The organism is Armatimonadota bacterium, from assembly GCA_031081585.1.
Classification (GTDB): Bacteria; Sysuimicrobiota; Sysuimicrobiia; order Sysuimicrobiales; family Humicultoraceae; genus Geohabitans; species Geohabitans tengchongensis.
The window spans coordinates 64,311-75,004 of record JAVHLY010000015.1 but is presented as its reverse complement, the minus strand read 5'-3'; the positions used below and the strand labels follow the sequence as shown (position 1 = coordinate 75,004).

8 protein-coding genes are annotated in these 10,694 nt (G+C 72.5%); 4 read left to right on the top strand and 4 right to left on the bottom strand.

Features of this window, described 5'->3' with window-relative positions:
* Positions 1–200: 200 nt before the first annotated feature.
* Entirely contained in the window at positions 201–1,301 is a 1,101-nt protein-coding gene (ugpC, locus tag RB146_07795) for a sn-glycerol-3-phosphate ABC transporter ATP-binding protein UgpC (protein ID MDQ7828882.1), read from the bottom strand.
* 34 nt (positions 1,302–1,335) lie between these two features.
* On the bottom strand, positions 1,336–2,400 hold the full coding sequence (locus tag RB146_07790; GenBank protein MDQ7828881.1) for a bifunctional phosphoglucose/phosphomannose isomerase: 1,065 nt from the start codon (positions 2,398–2,400) through the stop codon (positions 1,336–1,338).
* 22 nt (positions 2,401–2,422) lie between these two features.
* Here RB146_07790 and RB146_07785 point away from each other — a divergent pair, with 22 nt between their 5' ends.
* From RB146_07785 to malQ, 3 genes are read left to right on the top strand one after another with little or no spacing between them, the layout of a single operon-like run.
* Complete coding sequence (locus RB146_07785; GenBank protein ID MDQ7828880.1) at positions 2,423–2,719, top strand: hypothetical protein; 297 nt, start codon at positions 2,423–2,425, stop codon at positions 2,717–2,719.
* 10 nt (positions 2,720–2,729) lie between these two features.
* Positions 2,730–3,668, top strand: coding sequence for an NAD-dependent epimerase/dehydratase family protein (locus RB146_07780; GenBank protein MDQ7828879.1), 939 nt, complete (start codon positions 2,730–2,732; stop codon positions 3,666–3,668).
* Positions 3,658–5,826 (top strand): 4-alpha-glucanotransferase, encoded by a 2,169-nt coding sequence (gene malQ / locus RB146_07775; GenBank protein ID MDQ7828878.1) that lies wholly within the window; start codon positions 3,658–3,660, stop codon positions 5,824–5,826. Before RB146_07780 ends, malQ begins: the two co-directional genes overlap by 11 nt.
* Here malQ and RB146_07770 read toward each other — a convergent pair.
* Positions 5,750–6,124: a hypothetical protein gene (locus RB146_07770; GenBank protein ID MDQ7828877.1), complete on the bottom strand. Its 375-nt coding sequence runs from the start codon at positions 6,122–6,124 to the stop codon at positions 5,750–5,752. The genes malQ and RB146_07770 overlap by 77 nt on opposite strands.
* A gap of 142 nt (positions 6,125–6,266) precedes the next feature.
* Here RB146_07770 and RB146_07765 point away from each other — a divergent pair, with 142 nt between their 5' ends.
* A complete protein-coding gene (locus RB146_07765; GenBank protein ID MDQ7828876.1) occupies positions 6,267–7,628 on the top strand; it encodes an MFS transporter in 1,362 nt (453 codons plus the stop codon).
* 622 nt (positions 7,629–8,250) lie between these two features.
* Here the strand turns inward: RB146_07765 and RB146_07760 are convergent.
* Positions 8,251–10,680 (bottom strand): DUF3536 domain-containing protein, encoded by a 2,430-nt coding sequence (locus tag RB146_07760; protein ID MDQ7828875.1) that lies wholly within the window; start codon positions 10,678–10,680, stop codon positions 8,251–8,253.
* Between the last annotated feature and the right edge of the window lie 14 nt (positions 10,681–10,694).

The window sequence follows — 10,694 nt, the reverse complement described above, 5'->3', positions numbered from 1 at the left end:
GTCAAGGTACAACTTCGAGAATACTCCTCACGCAGCATAGACTAAGCAAAATATCGAACATATGAACGAATTATTTGTAGGCTGATCTATCGAACGAAATACGAACAGAACTCGGTCCGGACCGAGTTCTGTTCGGTATCCTGTTCGGTATTCCGAGGAATCCGAGCTTCTGGGGAGGCCCCAGAGGTGTGGACGTCAGCTCACAGGATGGCCATGGTCGTCTGCGGGTTGAAGAGGTGCATCTTGCGCATGTTGAAGACGATCTCCGCCGGGCGGCCCATCTGCGCCTGGCTGTGCGCGTCCACCCGCGCGATCACCTGCTGGTCGCCCACCGTCACGTAGAGGATGATGTCCGACCCCAGCGGTTCGTGGACGTCCACCATCCCCCGCACCGTCCACTCGGGCGGCGCGTCAGGCTGCAGCGCCCGGTCGCCGATGTCCTCGGGCCGGATGCCGAAGACCACCTCCTGTCCCAGCCACTCCCGCACGTGCGGCGTCAGGTCGGCCGGGACTGGCAGGCGCAGCCCGTTCGCCGCCACCTCCACGCGCCCGTTGCGGTCCTCCAGCCGCGCCCGCAGGAAGTTCATCGAGGGGCTGCCGATGAAACCGGCCACGAAGAGGTTGGCCGGGCGCTCGTAGAGGTTGAGCGGGGTGTCCACCTGCTGCACCACCCCCTCGTTCAGCACCACGATCCGGTCGCCCATGGTCATGGCCTCCACCTGGTCGTGGGTGACGTAGACGGTCGTCGTCTGCAACCGGGCGTGCAGCTTCTTGATTTCCGCGCGCGTGTGTACGCGCAGCTTGGCGTCCAGGTTGCTGAGCGGCTCGTCCATGAGGAAGACCTGCGGGTCGCGCACGATGGCCCGCCCCAGGGCGACGCGCTGGCGCTGGCCGCCGGAGAGCTGCTTGGGCTTCCGGTGGAGCAGGCCCTCGATCCCCAGCAGCGCCGCCGCCTCGCGCACCCGGCGGTCGATCTCCGCCTTCGGGTACTTGCGCAGGCGCAGCCCGAAGGCCATGTTGTCGTAGACCGACATGTGCGGGTAGAGCGCGTAGTTCTGGAAGACCATGGCGATGTCGCGGTCCTTGGGCGGGACGTCGTTCACCAGGCGGTTGCCGATGTAGATGTTGCCCTCGGTGAGCTCCTCCAGGCCGGCGATCAGGCGCAGACAGGTCGTCTTGCCGCACCCGGACGGCCCGACGAGCACCGTGAACTCCTTGTCCGGGATCTCCAGCGTGACGCGGTTGACGGCCGTGACGTTGCCGAACCGCTTGACCACGTTCTCGAGCCGCACCTCTGCCACCGATCCTCACCTGCCTCCGTGCCTGCCCGGGATCCTAGTGAGGAGTTCCACTCAACCGCCGCTTTACCTCGTCGATAACGGGGACCGGCATGGGGTCGACCCCCCGGAGCAGGGCCAGGTAGACGCTGGTGAAGTCTCCCAGGAGGACCAGGGAGAGGAGGCGGCTCAGCCGCCCGTCGCCCCGGGCCACCACCTCCTCGACCGCCGCCGCGCCGGCAAACGCCACCTCCCGGGTCGCCCCGATCCGCTGGCGCCGCTCGTCGGGCTCGTCGGGTTCGCGAAGGAGGACTACCACCGTCCGTCCCGCCGCCGCCCCGTCCGTCCAGCCCACCGTCTCGTTGTGGCTCGCCTCCGGGAACGCTCCCCAGTGGGCCAGGGTCTTCGCGTTCTCGTTGAACTGGCACTTCCACCGATAGGCCACCGCGCCGAGAGCCGACGAGGCCCCGTACACCGCCGGCGTGCGCTCCCCCAGGGTGGCGGCCAGCCGCTTGGCCGGGTTGCGCGCCAGCGGCACCTCCGGCCCCAGCTCCGCCGCCAGGTCCCGGAGCACCGCGGCGGCCTCGCGCCACTCCCCGCTCAACTCCCCCAGGTGGGTCAGCCGCCGCAGGGCGCTCACCATCGGCAGGAAGAGGTAAGGCAGCGCCGCGCGCGGCGGCAGGCCGGCGGGGACGCGCACCAGCGGGTCGCCGTGACGCTCCGCCTCGGCGGCCAGCGTGCCCCCGGAGGTGATGACGATGGCGGGCGCCCGAGCCGCCTTGGCCGCGCGGTAGGCGGCCAGCGTCTCCGCCGTCTCGCCGGAGTAGGAGCAGGCGAAGAGCAGGGTCTGCGGCCCCACCGCGGCCGGTAGCACGCTGTCCTTCACGACCACGACGGGCACGGGAAAGGTGGGCGCCAGCAGGGCGGCCAGCAGGTCCCCGCCCACGCCCGAACCGCCCATCCCCAGCACGGCCACGGCAGTGGACTCCAGCGCGGCCGGCAGGCGGAGCCGCATCCCCAACAGCCACGCCTCCTCCCCCATGGCCGGGAAGCGGGCCACGAGCCCCACCATGCCGCCGGGGTCGCGCCACCGGTAGGTCGCGGGGTCGTCCAGCGGGTGCATGCCACCAGGTATTATAGGGACAATGCCGAGCCACACCGAGGTGCGCCGCCTCCTGGACCTGCGCCGTCGTCTGCGCACGGCCCTGCCCCACCTCTCCCCGCGGCGGCGTGCCGCCCTCCTGCACGAGATCGCCGAGACCCGCCGCCGGCTCGTCCCCGGCGTCCACGACCCCTTCCCCGAGCTGACGCCGGGCGAGGTGCAGCGGGAGCTGCGCTGGATGATCAACACCCTCTCGCTGACCGAGGCCGAGCTGGCGGTCCAGGCCCTGGAGCGGCTGCAGCGCCTCCCCGTCGGCCGGGTGGCGCGCGCGGCGCCGTGACGGGCCCGGCGTGAAGGTCCTCGTCACCGGGGGAGCCGGCTTCATCGGTTCGCACGTCGTCGCGGCCTACCGGGCCGCCGGGCACGACGTGGCGGTGGTGGACACGCTGGTGACCGGCCGCGCCGAGCACCTCCCCGACGGGGTCCGGCTCTACCGCGTCGACATCACCGACCCGGGCCTCGACGAGGTCTTCGCGCGAGAACGGCCGGAGGTGGTCAACCACCACGCCGCCCGGGCCTCCGTCACCGCGTCGGTGCGCGACCCGGCCGCGGACGCCCGGGTGAACGTGCTGGGGACCATCAACGTCCTGGAGCAGGCCCGCCGCGCCGGGGTGCGCCGTTTCCTCTTCGCCTCCACCGGCGGAGCGCTGTACGGCGAGCCGGAGGCCATCCCGGTGGGGCTCGACCACCCCGTCCGCCCCCTCAGCCCCTACGGCGCCGCCAAGGCCGCCGCCGAGACCTACGTGGCGCTGTACGAACGGCTCTTCGGCTTGCCGGCGGTGATCCTGCGCTACGCCAACGTCTACGGCCCGCACCAGGACCCGCATGGGGAAGCCGGGGTGGTGGCCATCTTCGCCGAAGCGATGCTGGCCGGCCGCGCCCCCACCATCCACGGCGACGGGACGCAGACCCGCGACTTCGTCTACGTCGAAGATGTGGCCCGCCTCAACGTGCTCGTCACGGAGCGGGCGCTCGCAGGAGTCTTCCACGTGGCCACCGGGGTCGAGGTGAGGGTGAACGAGATCCACGAGCGCCTCGCCGCCCTCACCGGCTACGCCGGGGCGCCGCAGCACGGCCCGCCGCGGCCGGGCGAGGTCTACCGCATCGCCCTCGACCCGTCCGAGACGGTCCGGCGCCTGGGGTGGCGCGCCGCGGTCTCGCTGGAGGAGGGGTTGCGGCGCACGGTGGAGTGGTTCCGGGCGCGGGCTGCACCCGGCCATGCCCGGTGAGACCGCCGACCTCGTCCGCCTCGCGGTCCACTGCGGCGTCCTGCCCGCCTACGTCGACGCGTCCGGGCGTCGCCGCGTCGTCCCCCGCGAGACCCTCCTCCAGGTCCTGCGGATCCTGGGCGCTCCGCTCACGCGCGCGGCGGAGGCCTCCGAGGCGCTGCGCGCGGTCGGCAGCCAGGCGGCCGCGCGCCTGTGCGAACCCGTGCTCGTCGCCTGGGCAGGGCGGCTGCGGGTGACGGTGGCTGGCGATGGGGGCGGCAGGGCGGGCGGTGGGGGCGCGCGCGGTGGGGAGTGGCACCTCGAGCTCGAAGACGGTGGGCGGCTCGAGGGACGCGTGGAGGGAGGCCGGCCGCTGCTCCTGGAACACCTGCCCACCGGCTACCACCACCTCCGCCTGCAGGTCGGGCGGCGCCGGGGAGCGGCGCTCGTCATCGCCGCCCCCCGGCGCGTGTGGACCTTTCCACCGCAGACGCGCCTGTGGGGCGTCTTCGTCCCGCTGTACGCCCTGTGGTCCGCCCGCGAACCGGTGGCGCACGTCGGAGGGCTGGGGGCGGTCCTCGAGTGGGTGAACGGCCTCGGCGGAGGTGTCGTGGCCACCCTCCCGCTGCTGGCCGCCTTCCTCGACGAGCCCTTCGAGCCGAGCCCCTATGCACCGGTCAGCCGGCTCTGCTGGAACGAGCTGTACGTCGACGTCGCCCGCGCGCCGGAGCTGGCCGGGTGCGCCGAGGCGCAAGAGCACCTGCGCCGGCGGCGTCCTGCGACGGGGCGCCTCGTCGACCTCCCGGCGGAAATGGCGGCGCAGCGTGCGGTCCTGCAGGCACTGGCCCGGTGCGCCTTCGCCGACCCGAGCCGCCGCGAGATGCTGGAGGCGTGGGCGCGGGGCCACCCCGTCCTGGCCGATTACGCCCGCTTCCGCGCCGCCCTGGAGCGGCAGCGACGTCCCTGGCGGGAGTGGCCGGCGCCGCTGCGCGACGGCACCGTGCGGCCGGGCGACCACGACGAGGCCGCCTACCACACCTACCTCTACGCGCAGTGGCTGGCCGAGACCCAGATCGCCGCCCTGGCCCGCCGCGCCCGAGAGCGCGGCCCCGGCCTCTACCTCGACCTGCCGCTGGGCGTCCACCCGGACGGGTACGACGTCTGGCGGGAACGCGAGGTCTTCGCCGTGGGGGTCTCGGGCGGCGCGCCCCCGGATCCCTTCTTCACGCGCGGTCAGGTCTGGGGCTTCCCGCCGCTGCATCCGGTGCGGCTGCGCGCCCAAGGCTACCGGTACCTGGTGGCCGTGCTGCGCCACCACCTGCGCCATGCCGGGCTGCTGCGCATCGACCACGTCATGGCCCTGCACCGCCTCTTCTGGGTGCCCGAAGGGATGGAGGCGCGCGACGGAGCCTACGTGCGCTACCCGGCCGAGGAGTTGTACGCGCTGCTCTCGGTGGAGTCGCACCGCCACCGCGTCGCCATTGCGGGTGAGGACCTGGGGACGGTCCCGGGCTACATCCGGAGGGCGATGCGGCGCCACGGCCTGTACGGGATGTACGTGGCGCAGTACGAGGCCCGGCCTGCAACGCCGCCTCTGCCGCCCGTCCCGCCGCACGCCCTGGCCGGCGTGAACACCCACGACATGCCGACCTTTGCGGCGTTCTGGGCCGGACGGGACATCGCCGACCGGCAGGCCCTCGGGCTGCTCGACGCCGAGGGGGTGCGGCGGGAGCGCGAGCGGCGGGAGGCGCTGCGCCGGCACCTGGTGGCCTTCCTCCGCCGCGGCGGCTGGCTCGGGGCGGCGCCGGCGCGTCAGGCCTGGAAGGCAGGCGGGGGCACGGTGGACAGGGCCCGGACGGTGCTCCACGGAGTGCTGCGGTGGCTGGCCGCCTCCCCGGCGCACCTCCTCCTGGTCACGCTGGAGGACCTGTGGCTGGAGCGGGACCCGCAGAACGTCCCGGGGACGGGCCCGGAGCGCCCCAACTGGCGGCGCCGGCTGCGCTATCCGGCGGAGCGGTTCACGCGGCTGCCGTCGGTCGTGGCGATCCTGCAGGAGATCGACCGGATGCGCCGTGCCGCGCGCGACGTGGACGCCCGCCCGGTCATTCGCCGATGGACGGCGGCGGCCCCAGCGGAGGCGGGGTCACCTCGCCGGGCCGGTAGGGGAGAGTCCCCTTGAAGACGGCGATGGCCTGGATCAGCGCCGTCTGATTGTCGCCGTACACGACGCGGAAGGCGATACCGAGCCCCGTGTAGCGCAGCCACTCGCCGCGGACGTCCCCGGCAGGGCTGGCGAGGACCTGGTCGGGACGGCCGTAGGCGCGCCAGACCAGCAGCGGGGTGATACCGACGGTGACGAGCTCGGGCGTCTTGTAGGCGCCGCCGCAGTTCGTCTCCAGTCGGTCGGCCACCCGGGCGGCGAAGAAGACGCGCACGACGCAGCCCAGCCGCAGGGGGACCGCGGCCACCTGCGCCATGGTCATCCCCAGCCGATAGGGACCGATGCGCTGACCGGGGATGATCCAGGAATCCCCGGCGGGTCCTCCCGAAGTACTCGTCCCGGGCGCGCTCCCTGGAGCCGGCGCTGCGCCCGCAGCTGCAGGCGCCACTGCAGGCATCATGAGGAAGCTCGCCGCCAGCACGGCGACGAGCCGGGCTGCGCGGCCGCGCCTCCACACCGGCATCCCGGAGGAATCCACGGTGCACCCGTTCTCCGCCCAGTCGTCCTCCCCTGCCGTCCAGCGGCCCGCCGGTCGGGCGCCCTGGGGGTGGCTCGCCCTCCTCTGCGCGGCCGAGCTGGGGACGATGGTCACCTTCGCCAGCTACACCGCAGCCCAGCCGCTGCTGCAGCAGGCCTGGGGGCTGAACGCCGCCCAGGCGGGAGCGATCTTTGCCGCGCAGCAGGCCGGGTACACGGTCGCGGTGGTGGCGCTCAGCTCGCTCACCGACGTGGCGGGGGTCCGACGCGTCTACCTGGCCTCGGCTGCCTGGAACGCCGTGGCCGCGGCGCTCTTCAGTCTGGGGGCTTCGGGGTTCCCCTCGGCGCTGTTCCTGCGCGCGCTGGTCGGCGTCGGGCTGGCCGGCACCTACATGCCCGGCATGCGTCTGGTGGCGGAGACCTTCCCCCCACACCGCCGCGCCACGGCGCTCGGCCTCTACGTCGCCTGCTTCGGCGCGGGGACGGGTCTGTCGCTCTTCGTCTCCGGCGTGCTGCTGCCGCTCGGGGTGCGCCGGATGCTCCTCCTCACCGCCCTGGGTCCCGCCCTCGCGCTGCTGCTGGCCTGGGGGGCGGTGCGCGACCCGGTGCGGGGGGTCTCGCCGCGGCGCCCGCCCTTCCGCGCGGCGCTGCGCAACGCGGCGGCGCTGCGCTACATCGGAGCGTATGCCGCCCACAACTGGGAGCTGTTCGGGATGCGCGCCTGGATCCCCGTCTACCTGGCGGCGCTGTGGACAGCGCAGGGCCTTCCGCTGCCCGATGCCTCCCGACTGGCCACATCGGTAGGCAGCGCGGTGCTGCTGGCGGGTGCCATCAGCAACGCCGCGGGCGGCTGGGTGGGCGACCGGCTGGGCCGGCAGGCCACCGTCGTCCTGATCCTCTCCGCCTCGGCGGCCTGCTCGGCGGTGATCGGCTGGTTGCTGCCGCTCGGTCCGCGCGTCGTCCTGCCCGTGGCCGTCGTCTACGGGCTGCTGGTCACGGCCGAGTCTTCGACGCTCTCCAGCGCGGTGGCGGAGCACGCCCCGGTGGGGGCGCTCGGCACCACCATGGCGGTGCAGTCCTCGCTGGGGTTCATCGCCACGATCCTCGGGCCGGCGCTCTTCGGCCTCCTGCTCGACCGCACAGGGTGGGGGTGGGCCTTCCTCTCGCTGGCTGTCCCCCCGCTCCTGGGCGCGGCGCTGGTCGGCGCGGCCCGCCCATCCCGAGGACCGGCCGCCGCAGCTCGGCCCGGCCCAGGCCGACCCGACGCGGCGCGATCGCACTAGTTTAGTTAGCTCAGAGGCCGCTGCATGAGAACCCATCGAACGAGGCCATGTTGAGGAGCACGTCGTCCACGACAGCAGCGAGGTAGGTTACTGATAGATTCGCTATCGGTCCGCGGCAGGCGCTCCTGACCATTCGCTACGATTGAAGTCTCCGCACAACCCTCCGGAATTCCCGTCGCCATTCAGCAAGCGACCGGCGGGATCCGGCCATCTCACTGAGGAGGTCGTCGAGGAACCACTGTCGCGTAACTCGATGGCGTGGAAAGTCAATCCCCACAGCCTTGATTGAATAGTAATCAGAATAGTCTAGGAAGACGTAGCCGAGTAGTTGCCATAGATGTTCCTGCTTCACTGGTCGTTGCATCCTGGTGCGAAGTGTGGTAACGAGCTGTGGGCAGAGGACATGCTCCCTTTTCGTAAGTGACATGACCGGTCTCGACTCGTAAATCAGACAGCCCCGGGGCTCATTCTTGTCTATCTACCCGCTCTCGGTTCAGCACCGTGGGATGTCCCAGTACTTCCAGCCGTCGACGTTGAGCCACCGGTACCGCCACCCGCCCCAGGTGCCCCAGGAGCCGTACACGCCGGCGTCTGCCGCCCGGAGCGTCTGGGGAGGAAGCGCTCACCCTGCCCGGATCTTCAGGGTCTCGCCGAGCGCGCGGAAGGCGGCGGTCCACCGCTCGGCCTCCTCGGGGGGCAGGTGCTCGCTAATCCGCGGGGCGACGCTCTGCAGCAGCTCGTAGTAGCGGTTCTGGGTCTGCCAGAGGTTGATGAAGCAGGGGAGGCGGACGAAGAGGGCCGCGGTGTCGGCGACCCGGGCGAGCGCCTCCAGGTCGGCCGGGGAGTGGCGCAGGGCGTCCACAAGCGCCTCCAGCGTGCGCTGCGCGGCGAAGCCCAGCTCCCCGGCGTGCTCGGCGCTCCCGTCCAGCGACACCCCCCACGCCTGGGCCTCCCGCACCAGCGTCTCGATGCGCCCCAGGTCCGGCGGCACCTGGGCGAGGGCACGGGCCAGGTCGCGCCGCAGGACGAAGTGCAGGGCGGTGCGCAGCGCATCGGGCAGCGGGGTGTGGAGGTCGCGCAGGAAGGCCATGAGTGGGGCGTGCTGCTCGTAGATGCGCCGGTAGTGGCCTTCGGCGTCCTCCAGCGTGGCGTCGAGGACCTGCTCCAGCACCTTCCGCCGCTCGTCCTTGAAGAGGTGGCGCAGCCCGTAGGTGCCTTTCGGGAAGGCCTGGTCGATCTGCCGGATGACCTCCGGCAGGTCGCCGCGGGCGAAGGCGGCGCGCAGGGCGGTGAAGGCCTCCGCCGTGGCCTCCTCCGGGGCGGAGCCGACCCCGCCGTGCACGTTGTGGTCGCCCAGGTGCAGCACCGCGTAGGCCAGGGTCTGCGCCTCCCAGGTGATCTCCGAGATCACGCGCACGCGCCCCACCGCCAGGCGGGCGCGGCCCGCCGTCTCCACCTGCCGGTCCTCCTGCTCCACGGTGAAGGCGGCGATGCGGGCGCGGGGCGGGTACTCCTGGAAGAGCGCGCTCACGGCGAAGTGGGCCACCACCTGGGGCAGGTCCACCTGCGCCGGGGCGACGAAGCGGCGGTAGACCTCGCGGCCGTCCCCCAGTTCGGGGAGGTTGCTGCGGGCCGCGGCCAGCCGCTCCAGGAAGGGCTCCTCCAGGTGCAGGTCGAGCACGTCGGCGGCGAGCTGCAGGGCCCGGGCGGCATACTGCAGCACCTGAGTCGTCTCGATCCCCGACAGCTCGTCGAAGAACCAGCCGCAGCTCGTGTACATCAGCATGGCGTGGCGCTGCAGCTCGAGGAGCTTGAGGGCCCGCACCTGCGCGGCGTGGTCGAGGGGGGCGCGGGCGTGGCGGGCGAAAAAGGCCTCCACGCTGCGCGGCGAGCGGTCCAGGATCACGCTGATGTAGTCGTCGCGCGCGGCCCAGGGGTCGCGCAGGAGCGCCCCGGCCGCCTCGGCGTAGTGCGGGGCCAGCGCGTCGCGCAGCCAGTCGAGCGCGTCCCGCAGCGGGCGCCGCCACGCCTGGGTCCACCCCGGGTGCATCCCCGTGTTGCAGCCGCAGTCGCTGCGCCACCGTTCCACCCCGTGGGCGCAGCTCCAGGAAGTGTGCTCCACGATCTCCACCTGGTGCTCGGGCGGGTGGGTGGCCAGGTAGGCGGCGTAGTTGGTCAGGCGCGCCCACCCCTGCTCCCGGATGAGGTGGAGGGCGTAAGCCAGGGCCATGTCGCCGAAGCGGTGGTGGTGGCCGTAGGTCTCGCCGTCGGTGGCGATGTGGGCCAGCTGGCCCCCCGGGCGAGTGTCGTTGAAGATGCTCAGCAGGCGCTGCGCGAAGGCCTCGCCGCTGCTGAGCAGCCGCTCGAAGGCCACCGCCCGCGAGACCGGCCCGTCGTAGAAGAAGAGGACGATGCGCCCGCCCCCCGGCAGGCGGCACTCGTAGGGCCGCGTGGGGTCGATGCGCCCGCCGCTCACGTCGCGCCAGGGCCGCCCGAGGCGGCGGACGCGCCGCGCCTGGTGCGGGGCCAGGATGGTGAAGCGGATGCCCTCGGCGGCCATGAGCTCGAGGCTCTCCAGGTCGACGGCCGTCTCGGGGAGCCACATCCCCTCGGGCCGCCGGCCGAAGCGGTGCTCGAAGTCGCGGATGCCCCAGCGGATCTGCGTGGCCTTGTCCCGCCGGGTGGCGAGCGGAAGGATCATGTGGTTGTACGCCTGGGCCAGGGCCGAGCCGTGGCCATCGAAGCGCTCGGCGCTCACGCGGTCCGCCTCCAGGATGGCGGCGTAGACCTCGGGCGCCGCCGTCTCCATCCAGGCCAGCAGGGTAGGACCGATGTTGAAGGAGATGCTGGCGTAGTTGTTCACGATGGCGCGGATGTACCCCTGGCCGTCGAGGATGCGGGAGGCGGCGTTGGGGGCGTAGCACTCCGCGGTGATGCGCTCGTTCCAGTCGTGGTAGGGCGCGGCGGAGTCCTGCAGCTCGATGGTCTCGAGCCAGGCGTTCTCCCGCGGCGGCTGGTAGAAGTGGCCGTGCACGCAGAGGAACCGCTCCATGCTCTACTCCTGCA